Raw genomic sequence first — 22003 nt, forward strand, 5'->3', positions numbered from 1 at the left:
TCACCCCATCACCCCATCCTTCCCAATACCCGGTATTCAACTCGGGAACATCTTCGTAGGTATTCAGCCAGCGCGGGGTTATGATGTTGACCCGAGTTTGAATTATCATGCACCAGATTTAGAACCAACTCATGCTTATTTGGCTTTTTATTACTGGGTGAGGGAATGTTTTGGCGCGGATGCCGTGGTACATGTAGGTAAACATGGGAATTTGGAATGGTTGCCTGGTAAGAGTGTGGCTTTATCGAGTAGTTGTTACCCAGAGGTAGCTTTGGGGGCACTTCCCCATTTGTATCCGTTTATTGTCAATGATCCTGGTGAGGGTTCCCAAGCTAAACGACGCGCCCAAGCGGTAATTGTGGATCATCTGACGCCGCCTTTGACTCGTGCGGAATTATATGGTGGTTTGCAGCAGCTGGAAAATTTGATTGATGAGTATTACGAGGCAGAGAGTTTAGATCCAGGACGTTTAAGTGCAGTTTGCGATCGCATCCAAGAATTAATTCTCAAAGAAAATCTTCACCTCGATTTGAAATTGGTTAATAGCCAAGAACAATTACCAATTGGCAAAATCGATGGTTATTTGTGTGAATTGAAAGAAGCCCAAATTCGTGATGGTTTACATATTTTTGGGCAGTGTCCAACCGGTAGGCAACTACGAGATTTAGTTGTAGCGATCGCTCGTCATCCCAATCGTCATCATCATGGCTTGACTCGCGCCATCGCTGAAGATTTGGGCTTAGATTTTGATCCATTAACAGCAGATTTCGCTACACAACTATCACCCCACAACCATCAAATTCTCCAAGAAAAATTTCAGCTTCCCTGTCGCACCGTCGGCGATGCAGTGGAAGTTCTAGAAACCTACGCCGCCACCCTCGTAGAAAACCTCATCTCTTCCCCCACCACCCCACTACCCCACCACCCCCTCACCTGGATACACTCCCGCCTCCTTCCTGCTTTGCAAAAAACTCACCAAGAAATTACTCACTTGCTGCGTGGACTTGATGGTAGGTACGTCAAGAGCGCCCCTGCTGGTGCGCCTACCCGTGGACGACCAGAGGTTCTACCCACAGGTAATAATTTTTACACTTTTGATATTCGTGCTTTACCCACAGAAATAGCTTGGGATATAGGTAGAAAAGCAGCTGAGACTTTGATTGAATGCTACACACAGGAACATGGAGAGTACCCCAAAACACTAGGGTTATCCCTGTGGGGAACTGCCACTATGCGAACTGGAGGTGATGATATTGCTGAGGCTTTGGCTTTATTGGGTGTGCAGCCTGTTTGGGATGGTGCAGCAAGGCGGGTTGTAGATTTTGAAATTTTGCCGTTGTCAGTGTTAGGACGCCCACGTGTGGATGTAACGTTAAGAATTTCTGGATTTTTCCGGGATGCTTTTCCTAATCTGATAGATTTATTCGACCAAGCAGTTGCAGCAATAGCAATCTTGGATGAACCTCCATCATTAAACCCCCTCGCCGCACAAGTTCGTCAAGAAACGGATTTTTGGATGAGACAAGGCTTGAGTTCACAAGAGGCGCAGGTGCGATCGCGTTATCGGGTTTTTGGTTCTAAGCCAGGCGCTTATGGTGCTGGACTGCAAGGTTTAATAGAATCACAAAATTGGACAGACGACCAAGATTTAGCGCGTGCCTACATTAACTGGAGTTGCTACGCCTATACTTCAGCCAGTGGACAAGGGGACACGGGGAACATAGATAAAAAACTCTCCGCATCTTCCCCAGTTGCGGCACCTGAAGCCTTTGAGCAACGTCTATCACAAATGCAGATTGTCTTACATAATCAAGACAATCGTGAACACGACATCCTTGATTCCGATGATTATTACCAATTTCAAGGAGGTTTAACAGCAGCAGTACGTTCCATACAGGGGACAAATCCCCAAACTTATTTTGGTGACAACTCCATTACTGCCAAACCGCGAGTCCGGACTCTCAAAGAAGAAATTGCTAGAGTATATCGTTCTCGTGTAGTTAATCCGAAATGGATAGCAGGAGTCATGCGGCACGGTTATAAAGGTGCATTTGAAATGGCAGCGACGGTAGATTATTTATTTGCCTACGATGCTACAGCCAAATGTGTAGAAGATCATATGTATGAGGGAATCGCACAAGCGTACTTGTTCGATCCTGTTGTCAGTGAATTCATCCAGAGTAGAAACCCGTATGCCTTACGTGATATGGCTGAGAGACTTTTGGAAGCACAAAAACGTGGTTTCTGGCAGGATGCAAATTTACAGACACTCGAAAATTTGAGAAACTTAGTTCATCAAGCAGAAGCAGTAATAGAACAAAAATAAACTGATATCGAAAAGTAGTGTAGGGAAATCTATGGACAATCTTGCGTATTTGCACGTAGCTTTTGCCTACGAGGAGTCTCCATCAACTGAATTAGTTTTCCTAAGTTCTTGGTTGGAGAACGCAGCAGCACCAGATTGGAAACGTCTTTCCGGTAAGGCTTGGAAGCATATGCTTCCCCTTGTTCTCAGCTTGTCTATTCTCAGTGCTGTTGGTAGTGCCTTGGCATTGGAAAGAGGTGATCAAGGGCCTTCTGTTCGCTCCTTGCAACAAAAGTTAAGAAATGCCGGTTTTTATCAAGCGCCCATTACCCAAGTATACGACTTTGATACAGAAGCTGCCGTGCGGCGTTTTCAAAAAGCTGCTGGCATTCAAGTAAACGGTATTGCTGGCCCAACAACTTTACAAACATTACAAAAATGGCCTAAAGGTAGTAATAGTAGCCAACTATCAAAACTTAGTAGTTTGAGTAATCCAACTCCTAAACTCAGTACTGTGAGTTATAGAACTCAACAACCCAGTACGGCGAATCTTACTACAACTAACAAGCGCCGTAATCCGAATCTATTACAGAAAGGTGACGAAGGACAAGCAGTCAAAGCCTTGCAAGAGCGCTTACGAATAGCAGGCTATTATTACGGAAAATCTACAGGTATATTTGGCCCGATTACCGAAGAGTCTGTGAAGCGGTTCCAACAAGCTTATAACCTCAGAGTTGACGGTGTTGTGGGGCCAGCAACACTCCGGAAATTACCACCAGTAGGTGTTGGTTATGGAGAAGAAACACCTAAACCAGCAAAAAATAGAGATAATCTCACAGTAGGCGATCGCGGAGAAGCTGTTAGAGTTTTGCAGGCACAGCTGATTAAAGCTGGATATTTACAGGGAGAACCAAATGGCTACTATGGGCCTTATACGGCAGATGCAGTAAGGCGATTCCAGGCTGATAACTACCTAAAAGCAAGTGGTATTGCGGGCCCTACAACTAGAGCCAAGTTGTACAGTATGCTAAATCCTACTTCTAAATCTAAGAGTGAATTTAGTGTTCTGGAAATACAAAGACGACTTCAAGAGCGTGGTTTTTACAAAGGACCTCTCAATGGTGTGATGGGGGATGAAACCAAACGAGCGATTAAACAAGCTCAAGAATTTTATGGCATCAGTCTGAGTGACGTGAGAAGCGGAACATATTAGCTCCGCTCATTTGTCAGTATTGATACTTAACAGCCTGCCTATCCCCACTCACAGCCAGTCGAAAACTGTTCAAACAATTTTTTCTCTTTGATATCAGCACATCCCCAATAATTTACTCAAGTACTACAAAGGCATTAATGCTCGTTGACACTTGGGGCAAACAGCATGGATTGTCAGCTGGCAATCAAGCAGTTGATAACCTTCTTTTTGAGCAGTTTTTGCACCAATTTTTAAGATAGAGTCATTTTTGAACTCTATAGTTGTGTTGCATCTGACACAGATAAGATGGTGGTGATGATGGGGATAAGGCTGATTCAATTCATAATGTTTATGCCCTTCTCCCAACTCCAGTTCCCGCAAAATTCCCATCCGCGCCATCAACTTTAGGGTGCGGTAAATGGTTGATAGGCTGATTCCTTCGCCATCGGTTTCTAGCCTATGATACAAATCCTCCGCACTGAGATGTTCACCTTGCGGAAGATCCTGAAAAATGTGTAGAATTGTTTCTCGCTGGGGTGTTAAACGCCAGCCGCGATCATTGAGTTCTGCCTTGAGTGAAGAAGCTGTGTAGACAGTCATACTAATTTTTCTCAACAAACCCTTTCAGCTGAGAATATAGCAAAACTTGAGGGTAATTTGCAACAATGATGTCTTATTGAGAACATTTACTAAATGCTATGGCACGAGCTATGAAAAATTAATAGGTAACACACTTTGTTGTGATCCCCGTCAGGAAAATCTCTTGACGAAATAAACTTTGGAGATACAGTTCCATTAACTGCGAATTATTTGCCATAGCTTAGTGAGACTTTTTCGGAAGGGGGATCAAAAATAATTGGTTATTGGTTGGTTGTTGGTTGTTGTTTGGAGTTACTACCAACTAACAACAATCAATAAAGGTTTGTTAGTTGTTGTTTGGAGTTACTACCAACTAACAACTATCAACTATCAACTCATTAACTCAGAGACTCCAAGTAGTCGCGAATCAGGTTGCGTCGCTTGGGTTGGCGTAGCTTTTGCAGTGCTTTGGATTCAATTTGGCGTACTCGTTCCCGTGATAAGTCAAGAGCGCGCCCAATTTCTGCTAGCGAGTAAGGATGACCGTCTGCTAGTCCAAACCGCATGAGAATCACGTCCCGTTCACGGCTGGTTAAATCTGCCAACAGGTGCTGCAAGTCTCTTTGTAATGATTCTCGCATGAGCATATCCTCTGGCGTTACACTGTCGGTTTCCAGTAATTCGCCTAATTCTGTGTCTTTATCTTTACCAACCTTGGTTTCTAGAGAGACGGAGCGAGGCACTCTTAACAACACTTCCCTAACTTGGGTAGGTGTCATTTCTAACTCTTGCGCCAAGTCTTCTAGGGTTGGGGTACGACCTTTTTCTTGAGCAATTTTACGTTGAGCTTTTTTGATTTTGTTCAGCTTTTCTGTAATGTGAACAGGGAGGCGAATTGTCCGGCTAGAAGTTGCGATCGCCCGTGTGATCCCCTGACGAATCCACCAATAGGCGTAAGTGCTAAAACGATAACCCTTGGTTGGGTCAAATTTTTCCACAGCTCGCTCTAAGCCCAAAGTTCCTTCTTGGACTAAATCTAACAACTCTAGACCACGATTTTGATACTTTTTAGCAACAGATACAACTAGGCGGAGGTTTGCCTTGATCATGTGTTCTTTGGACTGGAGTCCATCACTCTGAATTTTCTCCAATTCCTCCACAGTCAATTTGGCAATTTCAGCCCAGCGCCGTTTCCCTTGTCCTAAAATTTGTTTGAGTTCCAACACCTCTACACCAGCAGCGCGGGCCCACCTTTCTATAGAAGGGCGATGTCCCAATTCCGATGCTAAACGCTCCTGAACTTCGATGACTCGGAGATAAGGTATAAGTATTTCGTCTCCTTGCTTGGCAGCATTAGACAAGACTATCCGCATCCGCAAGTAGCGCTGAACTTTCTGAGCTTCTGAAACCTCTTCATCCCGCCCTAACAGTCTAACCCTACCAATTTCCTGAAGATACAGACGTACCAAATCTGTGCTGCGACGGTTAGCGCTAACAGCAAAACTGGCGGGATCTTGAGCAGCCATCTCCAACTCTTCCAGATCGTCTACTGGTAATTCAGTGTCATCAATCGTAAGATCCGGGTCAAACATTTGAGAGGATTGTTGGGTTTCGTAGGCGGCTTCTGCGTAAAAAGATGTTGCTGGCATAAGGGTCGTCTCAATGGCTCCAGGTAACAATAGATTGCGGTCAGCTAAATCTAATCAACTGTTGCTATTGTTCCCGTGATTTACGAAGAACTAACACGGTTTTAAGTAACATTTGGGGTTTTTTTGCAAAAAACCATACTGGTTTTTTTTATTACATCTCCATAACTCAGCTGTTAGGCTGCTTTTTCCAGTGAACCAATAGCTATTCAAAGGCAAAGCCAGACTAAAAATTACCAATCTTCCAGTCAAGATTTCAAATGTAATTCAGCTTGACTGTCACTTTTATAACGTGGTATAAACATGCATCAGTGAAAAACTTATTTATTACAGGCATAGTCATATCTACATAGCTATGCAGATACTTTCCTGAAGATTTGATATTTTTTGGTCAGGGAATTTTGGGAATTGGTGTTTGTTGTTTGGTGTTGAGATTCCAAACAATTATCAACCATCAACCATCAACTACCAACTACCAACACATCAGTCGTTATATTCTGGCTTGATATCACGTAGCATCAGTTCTAAGAGTGCCTGTCGCGGAGTAACTTCAGCTTGGAGTAGACGATACACTTGTTCGGTAATGGGCATGGAAATATTTTGCTGCTTTGAGCGCAGCATCAACACTTTAGTGGTATTAATCCCTTCAGCAGTTCCTTGGAGATGGGTGAGAATTTCTGTCAGAGTTTTGCCACAGGCTAGTTGGTAGCCAACTTGGTAATTGCGACTCAAAGGACTGTTACCAGTGGCAAGCAAGTCACCTAAACCAGATAAACCGTAAAATGTTTCTTGCTTTGCACCCCAGTGAACACCGATGCGAACCATTTCTGTTAAACCACGGGTGAGTAACGCAGCTTTCGCATTGGTTCCCAACTGCAAACCGTCACATACACCAGCAGCGATCGCCATGACATTTTTCAGTGTTCCTCCTAGTTCTACCCCCAATGGATCAGCATTTGTATAAACGCGGAAACGATTGGAGGAAAATACCAGCTGTACAACCTCAGCAGCACTGACAACATTGCTGGCAACTACCGTTGCTGCTGGTAATTCCTGTTGAATTTCTTGGGATAAATTGGGGCCAGAAAGAACAACTACAGGATGATTGGGAAAAGCTTCTTGCCAAATTTGGGAGGGTGTGCAGGTGGTTTGTGGATCTAAACCTTTTGTGGCTGTGACAAAAATGATTTCTGGAGAAAGGGGCAAACATTGGAGTTGAGAAACTACATTTCTGACACCTTTCATAGAAACAGCAGAGAGAATTACATCCACATCTTTTAGCACTTCTGCTAAAGTTTGGGAATCACGACGCGACCAAATATGTACTTTGTGTCCGTTGATTTTAGCCAAAGTTGCTAAAGCACTTCCCCAAGCACCCGCGCCTAGAATTACTACTGATTTTGTCATTGGTCAATTGTCAATTGTCATTGGGGATTGGGGATCAAGGATTGGGGATTGTGGATCGGGGAACAGGAAAGAGAAATTCCCCCTTCTCCTCCTAGTCTCCCCACCTCCCCATCTCCCCATTGCCCCTAATCCCCACTCCCTGTCGGTCGTGGGGGCCGGTGAGTTCCCCATCTCCCCATCTCCCTTCCATCATCACCCACGTGGATACCTTTCCATCAATTCCCTCACTTGTTCGGCATGATAAGAGCTTCTTGTCAAGGGTGAAGAGACAACTTGTAAGAATCCTAGTTCTTCTCCGAATGCTTGCCAAGCAGCAAATTGATCTGGGTGGATAAAGTGATCTACTTTTAGGTGTTTTTGAGTTGGTTGAAGATATTGTCCAATCGTCAAAATATCACAATCAACTGCACGTAAATCTTGCATGACTTGGCGAATTTCCTCATCAGTTTCACCGAGTCCGACCATAATTCCGGATTTAGTGTAGACACTAGGAGTAAGTTGACGCGATCGCTTGAGTAATTCCAAGGTGCGATCGTAATTACCTTGGGGACGCACACGGCGATATAAACGCGGAACTGTTTCTGTATTATGATTGAGGACTTCCGGTTTGGCTTGGAGAATTAACTCCAGTGCTTCCCAGTTACCGCACAAATCCGGAATTAATACTTCAATAGTAGTGTGAGGTGAAATTGTACGAATTGCTGCAATACAACGGACAAACTGTGATGCGCCTCCATCCGGCAAGTCATCTCGATTGACAGAAGTAATCACCACATGGTTCAGTTTCATCCGGCGCACTGCTTCCGCCAGTCGTGTGGGTTCTGTGGGGTCTAGAGGTTTGGGTTTTTTCTCAAAATCAATATCACAGTAAGGACAAGCACGTGTACAAGCAGGCCCCATGATTAAAAACGTCGCTGTTCCCGCATTAAAGCACTCACCAATATTCGGACAGGACGCTTCCTCACAAACCGTATTTAGGGCTAAATCCCGTAAAATTTCTTTAACATTACCGACGCGCTCCCATTGAGGCGCTTTCACCCGCAACCAGTCTGGTTTAAGAATCACAATCCACTTTTACCACTTAAATAAAGTTAGTTATCAAACTTAATGTTAGCAAGCTTTGAGATAAAGGCTGAAGTATGAAGTATGCCCTACCTTTTTTCTTTATTTGTCATTTAACCAAGCTTGTGATAGTCTATTATCTATATTGGCATTATAGTGCCGGGATGTAGCGCAGCTTGGTAGCGCACTTCGTTCGGGACGAAGGGGCCGCTGGTTCGAATCCAGTCATCCCGATTTATATGTAGAGCGACAAACTATTTGTCCGTGACGACAGAGTTATTTGTCAAAAAACCAAAACGACAAATTGTTTGTCGTTTGCGATCGCTCTTTTCACGTAAACTCCGAAGAATTTCTAATTTTGCAATTAGTAAAAAGTCTGGTGTTTGCTTGTTCATAGCCATGAAGTCTTTATTTAGAAGCCCTCATACGTCTCCAATGTTGCAAAACTTGCCTTTTGAACTTGAACAAAGTATTGTCTATAGTATTTAAATCTAAGGCGCTGATACATTTTCATATAACTAGTCAGAGCATCATTAGGACGCTGACAGCATATGTAACCTACACATTCTCTAACCGTCTCTAGAACACCTTCTAAAATAAATTCACGCTGTTGATCTGAATTTATAAAATCTACAATAATTGGAGCTTCTACATAATACTGATGAATCAAAGCTTGCCCTTCTGGTGTTAAGGCTAGGTAATTGTCGCGAAAATCTCGAAGTATTTGAAGTTCAAAGCACTCATCAGGCAATCCTGCGTAATTAACACAGGCAGTGGTTAGAAAACAACCTTTTTTTTCTTGAGTTTGGTTCTGATTTCTTGATAAGCCCTCTTGTGCAACTTCCTGTATCTTGTCAAACAGCGAATCGTTTAATTGATAGATAGGGAAGTAAAAAGACTTGATTCTTCTTACTGAACTTATAATTACTGTAGGCTGCACACTAAAAATTTCATTTAAAATATCATCAAATACCTCATCCTCATGATCAATTTTGTGATTTAAGGCATTGGATAAAGAAAATGCTGCAAGCCTATAAAAACCGTCAGAAATTTGAGAATCTTCCTTAAAGGAGTCAAATAATTCATAGGCTTGAATTAAATTATCTAAGCGGTCTTTCAGCCGCTTAATATCTTCATCATTTGGATCAAAAGTTTTCGCAGCTTTAAAGAAGAGGCGGGCTGCATCTAGCAGTGTAATATTAGAGTTTGCGAAACCTATCTGAGCTATTTCTATCCCAAAATTATAGAATCTAGCGGCAACATATTTACGTGCATCTTCATCATCTTTAGATAATAACGAAATAATCCTTTCCGCTACAGATTGAATTTTTTTGAACTCACCGCTACGTAAGTGAATAACACAAATATAGAAAAGCGTTTCAAAGTCTTGAATATCAGTTTTTCCATCAGCACCAATTGCACGCTCTGCCCATGAGAGAGCCTTGGTATATTCGCCTTCATCAGTGTAAGTACGCGAAATTTCTAAATAAGGTTCTGAGTTATAAGGCTCTAAATCTATCGCCTTCTTAAACTGTTCTCTAGCTTGTTGATATAGACTTGATCTTCTTGTGTCGTCATCCTCTAGAGAACCAGCATACTCTTTGAACATTGCACCGTAATTGAGCCAGTAAAGAGGTACATCAGAAGCATCTTTGGTGAGTTTACGATAAACCTTTAAGGCATTATCCCAGTCCTCTAGACGAGCAAAACATATTCCTAATTGGTTTCGAGCTCCATTCTGTCCTGGCAAAAGAACAAGCACCTTCTTCAGGAGTGGAATAGCTGCTTCCCAATCTTCTTCAGACATCTTCTGTTGTGCTTCATCCACTAGCTGAGAAATCTGTTCTCCATGTCGTTGCAAAGAATCATAGTTTTCTTTCGCCTTTGAGTCACTAAGAGTTTCATAAGCTTCGCGAATTAATTTGAACCGTTCAGGATCTTTTTCTGGAGAGTATTTTCCCCCTTTAGGATTGATAGCAACGATAGATGGAATAATGGGAATCTTAGAAATTGGATCAGGAATTGGCTCAGAAGCATCCTTTCTGTAGAAGCAAATTTCTGATGTAGAAGTTCCCAGATCAATGCCAATTGCAAAATCTTTAGTCATATTTACACCTAGATTTCTGATTCAATACTTTTAATTTGCTCAACTCTTCTTCAGTAGCATTAAGCTCTGTCAGTTCTTTCCAAAACTTTAATTTCCAACAACCTCTTTTTGCTCTGGAGGTTTAGCCAAAATTACTTTTGCACGTTTGTCTTGATAAAGCTCACCGTTAATTCTATATCCCCATTCCTTGCAATCAAGAATTTTTCCCGGCTGCACCTCTGTTGATTCTTTTTCCTCAACAGCTTGATGCAAGTTCTCATCCAAATCATCACCAGGTGATGGAGAAATTCGTTCTAGTCCAAAGTTAAGATAAACATGCTTCTCAAAATCTTTTAACACCTTTGATATTAATTGCTGAGAATATTGCTCATTTTCACTATTAGAGTTGGGAAGCAATTCCAACGTTCTTTCCATGTATTTCAAAAAATCAACAGCAAAATCTTGCCAACCTTCTATTTTCCTTCGGAGATTTCCAAGTTCTTGGCGTTGATCCATGATTTCTTTCAGTTGTATCTTCATCTCTTGGATCTGAGAATTCAAAGTTTCTTCCATAAAACCTCTGGTTTCCAAGAGGCTTTCCTTCAATTCCTTAGCAGATGAGGTGTTTTCTTGAACAATAATATTATTTTGATAATGTCCATTTTTAATACTCTTATTAAGTTCTTTTAGAATTTCCTCTTGGATAGATTTTTTAAACTCCTCAACCTCTCTCTTGACATCTTCATCTTTTTGATATGAGTTAACTTTTTTATTCAGAAGATTGTAAAGTTCAATAATGTTTTTATTGATTATGTTGAGAGATTCCAAAACAACATTTATATTATCACCTGGAACTTGATTATCTCCAGTTAGGTCGTTGTTACCACCTTTTTTTAGGAAACTCATAAATCAAATTAAACCTCTGGTAAATTTACAAAACAAAATTCTTGTTGTCCATTTATTTTCTGACGTAAAGCACTAAAAATTTAGCTTTAGATCCTCCCAATCAGTGTCTTATAGATTTCCACAAATTTTTCTGAATTTAGAATTTTCATTGTTTTTCTCACCTATGAAATATCTAACATCTTTTCTCCCAAGCTCAGACTCAAGAATATTTATCTGTTCTAATCAACCAAGAAGATAACTAAAGAATGCTTGGTTCCTTGCCATTCTCCTTTAATATCAATACCTTTAATTTCAAAGATAGATACTGTTTGAACTTTCTCCATTAAAGAAAAAGTTTCACTGTGTAATCCATTGACTTCATCAAGTAAATGCAGAAGTTCCTGCTTACATTAATTAAACAAACTCATTGAGTATCCCCTTCTAAATCAATATGTAATTTTTGAAAAGTTTATACCTATGCAGTTACTTGCTAATTATTTCGCAGGGTATTTAGCTAAAAATTCATCACCAGGAATTACTGTGGTGTGAAACAAATAGTCTTTGTTTCTTTGATAACGTATATCTTGTTTAATAATTGCCATGAACTCTCTATGTCCATCGCGAGTACGTCCGACTAAACACCCTGCACTTGCACCTTTAATATCAGTACGAGGATAGTCAAATCCCCAGTGCTGGTTGATATCAAAGACACCTGTATCCAGAAAATCACCTGTTCGCATCATGTCTTTATTTTTGTCGCGATATACAGAAATCGGTGTCTTTTGCACCAAGGCTTCATGTGGATCTGAACCACCTCCGTAATGAATGCCTACTGCCCAAGCTTTATACTGTCCAAAAGCAATTCTGGCAGCTCCTAATTCTTTTGCTCTACCTGCCATAGGATTGTAGCTAAAACTAGTACCAGGTTCTGTTGTACCTTCCCAATTACCTTTAATTACTGGTCTAGAATCTGCATTTGGTATTTCAATTACTATACGGCGATCATTAAAGTGGTTGGGAACATCACTATTTTGAGTTCCATCGCCATTCATTCCCTCAACATAGACAATGTTGTACTTTTTATCCCCCACGGATACACGATAGTTCATCTCCACCATGTATTTAATGATTCGAGCAGCCAGGTTATTGAGAGAATAATCGATTTTCGGTGCAGGTATATCACTAGGTTTAGTTTCAATTAAAGCTTTAGCTGTGGCTAAACCCAGAAATCCTTTCTCTTCAGCGACTTCTGGACGAATTGCAGAAATTGCCACTTGAAATTCAACAAGTGCATCACTCGAAATGCGCCCAAACTGTCCATCCGCCGGAGGATCAAGAAAATTCAACCAAATCAGTACCTGTTGAATATGGGTTGCTAATTCTTTATCAGCAGCGATCGCTTCAATTCCATAATCTAAAGAACCCTTATTATCTTTAGCTTGTTTGCTGGCTTGATAGAAATTTTCCAAACGCATAATATTTCATCCCCTGGTCAAAAACTAAAATTAAGTTCTAGTTATTCAATAAAACAACGCTAATTTTAGGAATTACGGATTTGCACAAATTTAATTGTGTGATTTTCGCTCTACAATAGACCTCAACCTAACCTCAAAACCTTACGGGAAGGTAATTAAATCTTTTCCACTGCGTTTACGGAGAGATTGAGGGGATTTTAAAATTCATGCAATCAGTCCAATCATCCGCTAGATGAAAATTTTACTTGGCGAACAATCCTTCTATATTCCTATTGGTGTAAACTAAATCAGCTTATGCACTTTTGAGACGCAAACGAAAAATAGTGTTTGCGAATTGCTTACAGAACAAAATAGCGGCTCAGTCAATGAAAAACTTATCCTGAGCAGCCTGGCTGAGTTATGAAATAGCCTAAATATAGCTAATTATTTAGGAAAATAAATCATACTAACCTTCTTCTACAACCTTTCCATATGCATCAAAAATAAAATGCTCATCTCGCTCAGCCTTACTTTTATCAACCCACTTCACCCAGTAGTGTTTTTCTTCGTATCTGAAATCTAAAATAGGATATTCTCCAGGTTCAATATCTACTAAAGCTTCTTTTGGTATCTCAGATGATTGTTCTGTAGAAGGTTTCAATACTGTTTTTTGAGAAATTTTCAAAAGATATTTTTTTCCTTCAGCAGGTTTTGGTTCATCTGTGTCTGTATCTCCAATTAATCCATCCTTGATTGCTTCAGCCATTTTTTCAGCATTGAAGCGATCCATGTCTGCTTTGGAATCACAAAAACAACACTCTACTAAAATAGCCGGCATAGAGGTATTTTTAATCACAAAAAACGGGGTGCTTTTGACTCCCTTATTTTTAAATCCGAGTTTGACAATTTCGTTGAGAACAGACCTAGCTATAGCTTTAGACGTATTACTAATAGCAAAAACCTCTGTGCCATTCGCTTGCCCATTAAATGCATTAAAATGTATGGAGACAAAGACATCTACATTGTTGCTATTAGCTTTTTCGACTCGTTTTCTGAGTGACTCTCCCACAGTTACGGCTGTTGTAGGAGTGCAATTAATCACACTATGACCCGCGGCTGCCAACTTTTGCATCAAAAATGTGCCAACCGCTTTCGTTAATTTATCTTCTTTTTCGACTCCGACTGCACCTGTATCTGGAGGACAATTATGTCCTATATCAATTCCAAATTTCATTTTTATATTCCCAGCTTTTTGCTTGCTTAAGTATTTACTACTTACCAAGCACTATAGCAACACTGTATCATATTTGACATAAAATAAATCTAAAGTTACAAATCCGATGAATTGAGGTGAAGCGATCGCTGTTTTACAATCAAGGCTAATCTAAAAGAATGCTATCCACTCAAACTCAACTATTGCGACTTTCGCAAGGACAACTCAACCTGCTAGAACGTTGTCCACGGCAGTTTCAACACACCTATTTAGAACAACTTTATTCTCCCACCGAGATAGAACGGGAAGAACACCAGACTTTAGGGAGTCGCTTTCACTTGCTAATGCAACAGCGAGAAATGGGCTTACCTATTGATAGTTTTTTGCAAACAGATGCCCAATTGCAAAGTTGGATGACAGCTTTTACGAATGCGGCATCGGACATTTTAACACCTATTAGTAATAATCAAACTTTTCGAGAAAGCGAACATTACCGCACCTTACAAGTCCAAAATTATTTACTCACAGTTGTCTATGATTTACTAATTGCAGATAACCAGCAAGCACAAATTTTCGACTGGAAAACTTATCCCAAACTACCCAATAAACGCAAATTAGAACAAAACTGGCAGACACGTCTTTATATGTACGTATTAGCTGAGACTAGCGATTATTTGCCAGAAAATATTTCCATGACATATTGGTTTGTTCAATCTGAAGGTAAACCACAAAGTCTTAAATTTAGTTACAATTATATCCAACACGAAAAGACTGCCAAAAAACTCAAACAACTACTCAGTAAATTAACCAGTTGGCTGGAAGATTACCAACAAAAAAAGATTTTCCGCAGGTTTCAGAAGGTAGTAAAACTTGTGAATATTGTCACTTTACCAAAAGGTGTAATCGTACTTATGCTAATCCCGCAAAGACATCAGAAGTAAACTCTCCTCTCCAGGAATTAGACACCAATCTCACGAATATCGCTAAGATTCAAGAAGTATCTCTATAAAAGGAATTGTTAGTAGTTGGTAGTTAATGGTTGGTAGTTGGTAGTTGAGTGTTACGACACCCAAACATCAAACAACCAACACCAAACATCAAACAACAACCCTTCGGGTTCGCCAGTCCCCCATCGTGACGGAGACCGCCTTTTTGGGGGGCTGGACTCACCAACAAACAACAATATGATTTTATGCATTCACAAGAATTTGATGCGGTTTATGTCCGTGAATTAGAAATTGACGATATCGCCCCTGTTTATCATTTAGGAGAAGAACTATTTACCAGTGATTTATATCCTTATTTATATCGTTGCTGGGATGAATGGGAGGTGATAGGACTTTATAACACCGATCCAGAATACTGTTTAGTTGCAGAAATTGATGGGCAACTTGCAGGATTTATTTTAGGAACCATCATTACCAAAGCATCCTGGACTTATGGATATATTCTCTGGCTAGGAGTCAGCCCAAAATTTCAACGACGTGGTGTAGGTGACAAACTGGTTGATACTGTCATCGCCCGCATGATTGAAGATGGGGCGCGGTTCATGTTGGTAGACACAGATCCAGAAAACGTAGCAGCAGTGAAATTTTTTAGCCGCAAAGGTTTTGGTAACATCCGCCAGCATATTTTCTTGTCAATGAATTTAAGCAAACATGAACATTATGGCAGACTAATTGATTACGAACGACAAAAAGCGGAAAGGGCAGGTTATAAGCGATCGCGTCCTATCCGCACTCGTAAAGCTGAAGCGATCGTCAATGAAGTAGCCCTGAATGGCCTTATTAGCGAATCTCAACACCAAGAGGATTCTGTAATTTAAACATCAAACATCATGTTCGCTTTAATACTTATACTGTTGCGTAGGCTGGTAATGGGTAATGGGTAATGGGTAATTAAGATAGTGATGATTTTCCCATGCCCAATGCCCAACAACCAAGCATAATTAATACTGTAAGCAATTAGCCGAACTTTATATAAAAATTTTATATGTATGCCCAGCAGTGGATTTTGACATCAACTGAACAACCGCCTGAGTGGTTCTTAGAAGCTGTCAAGCAGTATACACCCACATCTAGTGGACAATTTGCAGCACAGTTGTTGTGGCAACGTGGCATACGAGATATTTCACAATTAGCAACTTTTGTCAATCCCAAAACTTACTTACCTGCGAGTCCATTTGAGTTTGGACAGGAAATGCATCTGGCGGTAGAACGCTTACAAAGGGCATGGAAATTCGGTGATAGAGTTGCCATTTGGGGAGACTTTGATGCCGACGGTATTACCTCCACAGCTGTGTTATGGGATGGCTTGGGGCAGTTTTTTCGCCAAAATTCGCAGTTAATTTATTACATTCCCAATCGCTTAACAGAATCCCACGGACTCAACTGTCAGGGCATAGATAAGTTGGCGAATCAAGGATGTCAGTTAATCGTAACTTGTGATACTGGTAGTACAAATATTGATGAAATTACTTATGCTAATCAACTGGGTATTGATGTAATTGTTACAGACCATCATACTCTCCCAGCAGAACGTCCACCTGTGACGGCGATTATTAATCCTCGATATTTGTCCAGTGAGCATCAATTGTTTCATCTTTCTGGAGTGGCAGTTGCTTACAAGCTAGTAGAAGCTTTGTATCAAACTTTGCCAGACATTCCGCAACAGCCATTAGAAGATTTGTTGGATTTAGTCGCTGTGGGGTTAATAGCTGATTTAGTGCAGTTGAGCGGAGATTGTCGCTATTTAGCACAATTGGGAATTGGACGGTTGCAAGAAGATTTTAAACTACCACCCGCCGAGCGACGACGCCCAGGGGTAGGAAGATTGTTGGAATTGTGTCAGAAAAGTGGCGATCGCCCCACAGATATTTCCTTCGGACTTGGCCCCCGTATCAATGCCGTCAGTCGCATTCAAGGCGATGCTAGCTTCTGCGTAGAATTACTGACTAGTCGCGATCAGGTACGTGTTCACCAGTTGGCGGAAGCAACAGAATTAGCCAACTCTCGCCGCAAGTCTCTACAAAAAGAGGTTGCCCAACAAGTCAACCACAAGATCAGTCAAATGGACTTGTCAACTACCAGCGTTATCGTTTTAGCCGACCCTCAGTGGGCTGTTGGCGTTTTGGGATTAGTAGCAGGACAAGTCGCACAACAGACAGGACGACCGACTATTTTGTTAAGTAGCGAAGGGGTAGGGGGAGAAGATACTCCTCACACTCCTCACACTATTTCTCCTCTTCTAGCCCGTGGATCTGCGCGTTCAGTTAACTGCGTTGATCTATACCAACTAGTCAAAAATCAAGCCCATCTGTTACATCGTTTTGGTGGACATCCCTATGCGGCGGGGTTGAGTCTACCAGTGGAAAATATTCCTTTATTTACAGAGGCGATTAACCAACAATTACGGCAAACTTTGGGTGGTACAACTTTAACACCAACAGTACAGGCGGACTTGGTGGTGACAGTGGCGGATTTGGGTAAAGAATTATTTTTAGAATTAAAACTTTTAGAACCATGTGGCATAGGTAATCCTGTGCCAAAATTGCTGATTCAAAACTGTTGGTTTGAAAATGCTTGGCATCGCAATCAGCAAGATTCTCAGGGCAAAAAGATCCACTACATTAAAGCCGAGTTTGATATTCGGGATGAGTCTACCAAAAATCCTTTTCCTGGTGTGTGGTGGGGACACTACAAGGATGAATTGCCACCGGGACGCTGTGATTGCATTGTGGAGTTAGATTACAATACCTTCAAAAAACGTTATGAAATTCGCTTAATTGCCGTACGTTCTAGCGAACAATCTGCACAACTGACTCCACACTCCATACAAATATTAGACTGGCGCAATATCACCACTCCCCCTACTCTCCCCACTCCCCCACTCTTTGTTAGAGAATGTCCTACCAGTTGGGATGATTTACGGGCATGGTTGAGGCGATCACTTCACAATCAGCAACCATTAGCGATCGCCTGGTCTAAAACAGAACATCAACCTCCAGAACAAATTTGGTTGACGTTGGTAGGAATTGCCAAATATCTTAGCCGCACCAATCAACTAGTTACCCGTGTTCAACTTTTGCAAAAACTTGGCATCAGTGACCAAAGTTTACACATGGGTTTAAGGGCATTAAGATATTTAGGTTTTACAATCCAAAGACAAGATCGTTATCTGCAAATCAGCCAACAAGCAAACACTGAATCTGCACTTGCAGAAACTGCTATCAACAAGTTTTTAGCTGCTGTTCGCGAAGAACAGTTTCAGCGCCAGTATTTCGCCGAAGTACCCATATCAACAATTCAAGCGATCGCAATACAAACAATTTAGTTAGTGGTTAGTTGTTGTTTGTTGGTTGTTGGTTGTTAGTGGTTAGTGATTACTTGTTCACCACTCGCCACCTCCCCACACTCCCCATTGCCCCTAATCCCCACTCCCTTAGGGGAGTGGGGGCCGGTGAGTTCCCCATCTCCCCATCTCCCCTACCTTCCCCACTCCAAATTCCCCTGCCGTTCACATTTAAAACTGCGATCCTGCCAAGCTTTGATATCCACATCTGTCAACTTTGTCACATAGGAGCATTGCGGCTGAATAAACTGGCTTAATCCTGCCCACAATAAACTACGGGTCAAATCTAATCCGGTTTTCGCCCAATATTCACGATTCCCAGGAATGCCTTGTTCTTGTACAACTTCTGTTTGTACCCAGATACCGTGTGCGCCTAATAAAATCTGTGCTAACCATTTTGCCCGTGGTAGGTGTGTAGGGGAGGTGATTAACATGACTTTATGCACATGCCAACGACCTAGAATCGGAATACTATAGTAGAAATTACTGAAAGTCGAGCTAGCGCACTTCTCCAACCAAACATTTGCCATTGCAGCTAATTCCCTTTGAAAAATGAGCCAAATACAGCCGTCTGGCGAACCTCCAGAAATTAAAACTCTGACTTGTGGGTATTGTTTGGTCAGTTTGGCGACGTACATTTCTCGGCGAATACTGCCACCAAGTACGAAAAAAGTGTCCACTGGCTTGGAGGATGCGGAGACTAAAGTGATAGTGGTAAACACTAGCCAAATGCTAAGGATAACACTCAGCAAAATTTTAATTTTTCGTAACACTCTCAACTTTTTCAATAAAGTATTTCTACGGGGAAGATTATGGCTACTCGTAACTTTACGATTCATGGCAACTTTATATAAAATTTAAATTACCTATATTTTTTAATCATTAAAATTAATGCATCTAGCAATAATTGGTATTAGGTAATAATGAGTGCAATTATGACACTGATGAAAGTGTCATACGAATGCAGTAAGCTGACTGAGCAAGTTGACTAGTGCGAGATAAGTCCTTGAGAAGAACTACGGTATTTTCAAGATAATTAAAAGGAAAACAGGATGAAGGGAGTATAGCCAAGCAAACTAATAACTTTCTAAAAAGCTTCTGATTGCTAAACTGTCAACCAACACAACTATTCCAGCTTATATACATGAAACAATCTGCAAAACGTTACTCGCCACTGCAAGTAGCTTTAATTGGAGGAGCGATCGCCACCACAGCTACAGTATCTGCATTTGGGCCGGGTTGGTGTCGTTCTGTTCGTGCAGCACTACAAGATAGCCCTAAACAGGTAGTTGATCAAGTATGGCAACTGGTAAATCGCGAATATGTGGATGGTTCTTTTAACCGCCAAAATTGGCTAACAATCAGACAAAGCCTATTGAGCAGAAACTATTCTTCTCGAGAAGAAGCTTACATCGCTATCCGGGAAGCACTGCAAAAGCTGGGAGATCCATACACGCGCTTTATGGATCCTAAACAATTTGAAGCCCTAACCAACCAAACATCTGGAGAAGTCTCTGGGATTGGCATTCGGATGGAGGTGAATGAAAACAGCAAGCGGTTAGTTGTTGTAGAAGCCTTAGAAAATTCGCCAGCAATCAAAGCCGGAATCAAGCCTGGGGATGAGATTGTAGCTATTGATGGCAAACCCACCCATCAGATGAAGATTGAAGACGCCTCCAAGCTGATTCGCGGTCGAGCAGGTACAATGGTGACTTTGCGATTGGAAAGAGATGGGCGCAGTGCTTTTGACCTCAAACTGACACGAGCTACGATTGAAGTTCCAACAGTACGTTATGCCCTCAAACAAGAAGGTCGGCGTCGGGTTGGCTATATTCGTTTACGGGAGTTCAACGCCCATGCTTCCGATCAGATGCGCCGGGCTATCCGTGATTTGAATGGCAAACAAGTTGATGGCTTTGTACTTGATTTACGGGGTAATCCTGGTGGTCTGTTGCAAGCAAGTATTGAAATTGCCCGGATGTGGATAGATAATGGTGCAATTGTCCGTACTGTAGACCGTCGAGGCGGTAGTGAAGAGAGCAAAGCCAATCACACAGCCCTCACAAACCGTCCTTTAGTGGTACTGGTTGATAATAACTCAGCTAGCGCGAGTGAAATCCTCACAGGCGCACTTAAGGATAATAAACGAGCAATAGTAGTTGGTAGTCAAACCTTCGGCAAAGCCTTAGTCCAATCTGTACATGAACTAGGAGATGGTTCTGGTGTAGCAATTACCATTGCCCATTACTACACTCCCAAAGGTACAGATATTAACCATAAGGGAATAACACCAGATATTAAATTAGAGTTAACAGAAGACCAACAGCGGCAATTAGCATCTAACCCTGACTTGTTGGGAACTAACAAAGATCCTCAGTATACCCGTGCTTTGACAATTCTTTCTAACAATCAGTTTGCCCAACCTTTGCAAAATCAAACCTCTCAAAAAGCAAACAACTTTGGTGCTGATAATCTACGACTTTAGTACTCAGGTTTAGGATTTGGGAATACTAAAAATTAGGTAGTTGTTTGTTGTTTGTTGTTTGTTGTTTGTTGTACCCTGCACCGAAACTGCTTGCAGGTCTATGGAAGAACTATCAACAACTAACCATCAGCGAACAACCAACAAAAAGTAGTTAATTCCAAATCCTAAATATATGAATCACCAATCAGCTAACACAACAACCACTGATGCTTTCTTGCCAAGGGTATCGGTGGTTATTCCTATTTATAACAGCGAAATAGATTTACCAGAATTAATGAATTGTCTATTTGCTCAAACTTACCCAAAAGAATTGGTAGAATATTTGCTAGTAGATAATAATAGTAGCGATCGCACTTTTGAAATCTTACAACAAACTGCTAAAAATTCTCCTATATTAATTCGTCCCCTCAGCGAAAAGCAAATTCAAAGTTCCTACGCTGCCCGTAACACAGGCATTCGCGCCGCTAATGGGCAGATTATTGCTTTTACCGATGCTGATTGTCGTCCTCAACCACAGTGGTTAGAGTTATTAATTGCACCTTTTATTAACAATGATGTGGCAATTGTCGCTGGTGAAATCACAGCACTACCTGGCAAGAGCTTGCTAGAACAATTTGCCGACCACCAAGATACTTTATCGCAAAAGCATACCCTCAATCATCAGTTTTTTCCCTACGGTCAAACAGCAAACTTAGCAATTCGACGCCAAGCATTAGAGAAAGCAGGTTTATTTCGTCCCTATCTGACAACTGGTGGTGATGCTGATATCTGTTGGCGGATTCAACGAGAAAATATCGGACGTTTAGAATTTGCGACCAAGGCGATCGTACAACATCGCCACCGCACCACACTCAAAGAATTACAAAGCCAATGGCGGCGTTATGGACGTTCAAATCGCTATTTACACGAATTGTATGGTGTGGAATTAATGCGAGACATGACATTAAAAGAATGCACCTATCGACTAGCACGCTGGTTAATCAAAGAACTACCAAAGGATAGCATCAAGGCTTTGGCGGGTAAAATTCACCTCGTAGATTTATTAAATACTCCTATTGGTTTATTTACTGCTAGGGCGCGTAGTGCTGGTCAAAGAGAAGCTAAACTATCAGAAAAAGCCAAGGTTATTGAGACGCTATAAAAATGTGGAATTTGAAATTGTGAATAGTTAATAGTTAATTGCTAATTAGCCAGTTTAACTAGCTATTAACTTATTAACCTTTCTTGTTGAGTAAAGACTAAAGAAGATCTAAATTGATATTATCAATAAATATTTCTACTATCTACGGGAATAAACATTGACGAATTAATATATTTTTTATCATAAGATAATGGCTCA

The 22003-nt window shown here is 41.2% G+C and carries 16 protein-coding genes, 1 tRNA gene and 1 pseudogene; 8 read left to right on the plus strand and 10 right to left on the minus strand.

Features of this window, described 5'->3' with window-relative positions; genetic code table 11:
• On the plus strand, nucleotides 1-2326 hold a 2326-nt coding region (gene cobN, locus UYI_RS0129895; RefSeq protein ID WP_016870362.1), incomplete at its 5' end, for a cobaltochelatase subunit CobN.
• Between the two features lie 31 nt (nucleotides 2327-2357).
• Nucleotides 2358-3518: a peptidoglycan-binding domain-containing protein gene (locus UYI_RS0129900; protein ID WP_016870364.1), complete on the plus strand. Its 1161-nt coding sequence runs from the start codon at nucleotides 2358-2360 to the stop codon at nucleotides 3516-3518.
• A 123-nt stretch (nucleotides 3519-3641) separates the two neighbouring features.
• On the opposite strand, the gene UYI_RS0129905 is transcribed toward UYI_RS0129900, so the two are convergent.
• The 4 genes from UYI_RS0129905 to lipA all read right to left on the minus strand — a co-directional run bounded on the left by UYI_RS0129905 (nucleotide 3642) and on the right by lipA (nucleotide 8194).
• A complete protein-coding gene (locus UYI_RS0129905) occupies nucleotides 3642-4097 on the minus strand; it encodes a Fur family transcriptional regulator (protein WP_016870366.1) in 456 nt (151 codons plus the stop codon).
• Nucleotides 4098-4474: 377 nt separating this feature from the next.
• Nucleotides 4475-5725, minus strand: a complete 1251-nt coding sequence (gene sigC, locus UYI_RS0129910; RefSeq protein ID WP_016870367.1) for an RNA polymerase sigma factor SigC — start codon at nucleotides 5723-5725, stop codon at nucleotides 4475-4477.
• Nucleotides 5726-6205: 480 nt separating this feature from the next.
• Complete coding sequence (locus UYI_RS0129915) at nucleotides 6206-7129, minus strand: NAD(P)H-dependent glycerol-3-phosphate dehydrogenase (protein ID WP_016870368.1); 924 nt, start codon at nucleotides 7127-7129, stop codon at nucleotides 6206-6208.
• A 192-nt stretch (nucleotides 7130-7321) separates the two neighbouring features.
• Nucleotides 7322-8194: a lipoyl synthase gene (gene lipA, locus UYI_RS0129925; protein ID WP_016870370.1), complete on the minus strand. Its 873-nt coding sequence runs from the start codon at nucleotides 8192-8194 to the stop codon at nucleotides 7322-7324.
• 157 nt (nucleotides 8195-8351) lie between these two features.
• Between lipA and UYI_RS0129930 the strand changes: the two genes are divergently transcribed.
• Nucleotides 8352-8425, plus strand: a tRNA-Pro gene (locus tag UYI_RS0129930).
• 20 nt (nucleotides 8426-8445) lie between these two features.
• Here UYI_RS0129930 and UYI_RS37385 read toward each other — a convergent pair.
• From UYI_RS37385 to UYI_RS0129965, 5 genes are all read right to left on the minus strand, one after another.
• The gene (locus UYI_RS37385) at nucleotides 8446-8586 is read right to left on the minus strand and encodes a hypothetical protein (protein ID WP_162140433.1); all 141 of its coding nucleotides are present in this window, start codon (nucleotides 8584-8586) and stop codon (nucleotides 8446-8448) included.
• A gap of 17 nt (nucleotides 8587-8603) precedes the next feature.
• Complete coding sequence (locus UYI_RS34300; protein ID WP_016870372.1) at nucleotides 8604-10298, minus strand: CFI-box-CTERM domain-containing protein; 1695 nt, start codon at nucleotides 10296-10298, stop codon at nucleotides 8604-8606.
• A gap of 87 nt (nucleotides 10299-10385) precedes the next feature.
• Complete coding sequence (locus UYI_RS34305) at nucleotides 10386-11183, minus strand: nucleotide exchange factor GrpE (protein ID WP_016870373.1); 798 nt, start codon at nucleotides 11181-11183, stop codon at nucleotides 10386-10388.
• Nucleotides 11184-11656: 473 nt separating this feature from the next.
• The gene (locus tag UYI_RS0129960) at nucleotides 11657-12637 is read right to left on the minus strand and encodes a hypothetical protein (RefSeq protein WP_016870375.1); all 981 of its coding nucleotides are present in this window, start codon (nucleotides 12635-12637) and stop codon (nucleotides 11657-11659) included.
• A gap of 445 nt (nucleotides 12638-13082) precedes the next feature.
• On the minus strand, nucleotides 13083-13850 hold the full coding sequence (locus tag UYI_RS0129965) for an N-acetylmuramoyl-L-alanine amidase (protein ID WP_016870376.1): 768 nt from the start codon (nucleotides 13848-13850) through the stop codon (nucleotides 13083-13085).
• 158 nt (nucleotides 13851-14008) lie between these two features.
• Between UYI_RS0129965 and UYI_RS33730 the strand changes: the two are divergent.
• The 3 genes and pseudogenes from UYI_RS33730 to recJ all read left to right on the plus strand — a co-directional run bounded on the left by UYI_RS33730 (nucleotide 14009) and on the right by recJ (nucleotide 18161).
• Nucleotides 14009-14838, plus strand: a pseudogene (locus UYI_RS33730) (PD-(D/E)XK nuclease family protein).
• Nucleotides 14839-15021: 183 nt separating this feature from the next.
• Entirely contained in the window at nucleotides 15022-15654 is a 633-nt protein-coding gene (locus UYI_RS0129975; protein ID WP_016870377.1) for a GNAT family N-acetyltransferase, read from the plus strand.
• Between the two features lie 167 nt (nucleotides 15655-15821).
• Nucleotides 15822-18161 (plus strand): single-stranded-DNA-specific exonuclease RecJ, encoded by a 2340-nt coding sequence (gene recJ / locus UYI_RS0129980; protein WP_016870378.1) that lies wholly within the window; start codon nucleotides 15822-15824, stop codon nucleotides 18159-18161.
• Between the two features lie 152 nt (nucleotides 18162-18313).
• On the opposite strand, the gene UYI_RS0129985 is transcribed toward recJ, so the two are convergent.
• Nucleotides 18314-19018, minus strand: coding sequence for a YdcF family protein (locus tag UYI_RS0129985; protein WP_016870379.1), 705 nt, complete (start codon nucleotides 19016-19018; stop codon nucleotides 18314-18316).
• Nucleotides 19019-19323: 305 nt separating this feature from the next.
• Between UYI_RS0129985 and ctpB the strand changes: the two genes are divergently transcribed.
• Together ctpB and UYI_RS0129995 are read left to right on the plus strand one after the other, a co-directional pair.
• Nucleotides 19324-20664 carry a carboxyl-terminal processing protease CtpB gene (ctpB, locus tag UYI_RS0129990; RefSeq protein WP_016870380.1) on the plus strand — a complete coding sequence of 447 codons (1341 nt, stop codon included), beginning with the start codon at nucleotides 19324-19326 and terminating at the stop codon, nucleotides 20662-20664.
• Between the two features lie 172 nt (nucleotides 20665-20836).
• The gene (locus tag UYI_RS0129995; protein ID WP_016870381.1) at nucleotides 20837-21805 is read left to right on the plus strand and encodes a glycosyltransferase; all 969 of its coding nucleotides are present in this window, start codon (nucleotides 20837-20839) and stop codon (nucleotides 21803-21805) included.
• The last annotated feature ends 198 nt before the right edge of the window (nucleotides 21806-22003 follow it).

This window comes from Fischerella muscicola PCC 7414 (assembly GCF_000317205.1).
Taxonomy (GTDB): domain Bacteria; phylum Cyanobacteriota; class Cyanobacteriia; order Cyanobacteriales; family Nostocaceae; genus Fischerella; species Fischerella muscicola.

Bases quoted from the DNA above. Each gene is read 5' to 3' on its own strand.
- UYI_RS0129900 (WP_016870364.1), top strand. From the start codon at position 2,358: ATGGACAATCTTGCGTATTTGCACGTAGCTTTTGCCTACGAGGAGTCT.
- UYI_RS0129905 (WP_016870366.1), bottom strand. From the start codon at position 4,097: ATGACTGTCTACACAGCTTCTTCACTCAAGGCAGAACTCAATGATCGC.
- sigC (WP_016870367.1), bottom strand. From the start codon at position 5,725: ATGCCAGCAACATCTTTTTACGCAGAAGCCGCCTACGAAACCCAACAA.
- UYI_RS0129915 (WP_016870368.1), bottom strand. From the start codon at position 7,129: ATGACAAAATCAGTAGTAATTCTAGGCGCGGGTGCTTGGGGAAGTGCT.
- UYI_RS37385 (WP_162140433.1), bottom strand. From the start codon at position 8,586: ATGAACAAGCAAACACCAGACTTTTTACTAATTGCAAAATTAGAAATT.
- UYI_RS34300 (WP_016870372.1), bottom strand. From the start codon at position 10,298: ATGACTAAAGATTTTGCAATTGGCATTGATCTGGGAACTTCTACATCA.
- UYI_RS34305 (WP_016870373.1), bottom strand. From the start codon at position 11,183: ATGAGTTTCCTAAAAAAAGGTGGTAACAACGACCTAACTGGAGATAAT.
- UYI_RS0129960 (WP_016870375.1), bottom strand. From the start codon at position 12,637: ATGCGTTTGGAAAATTTCTATCAAGCCAGCAAACAAGCTAAAGATAAT.
- UYI_RS0129965 (WP_016870376.1), bottom strand. From the start codon at position 13,850: ATGAAATTTGGAATTGATATAGGACATAATTGTCCTCCAGATACAGGT.
- UYI_RS0129975 (WP_016870377.1), top strand. From the start codon at position 15,022: ATGCATTCACAAGAATTTGATGCGGTTTATGTCCGTGAATTAGAAATT.
- recJ (WP_016870378.1), top strand. From the start codon at position 15,822: ATGTATGCCCAGCAGTGGATTTTGACATCAACTGAACAACCGCCTGAG.
- UYI_RS0129985 (WP_016870379.1), bottom strand. From the start codon at position 19,018: ATGAATCGTAAAGTTACGAGTAGCCATAATCTTCCCCGTAGAAATACT.
- ctpB (WP_016870380.1), top strand. From the start codon at position 19,324: ATGAAACAATCTGCAAAACGTTACTCGCCACTGCAAGTAGCTTTAATT.
- UYI_RS0129995 (WP_016870381.1), top strand. From the start codon at position 20,837: ATGAATCACCAATCAGCTAACACAACAACCACTGATGCTTTCTTGCCA.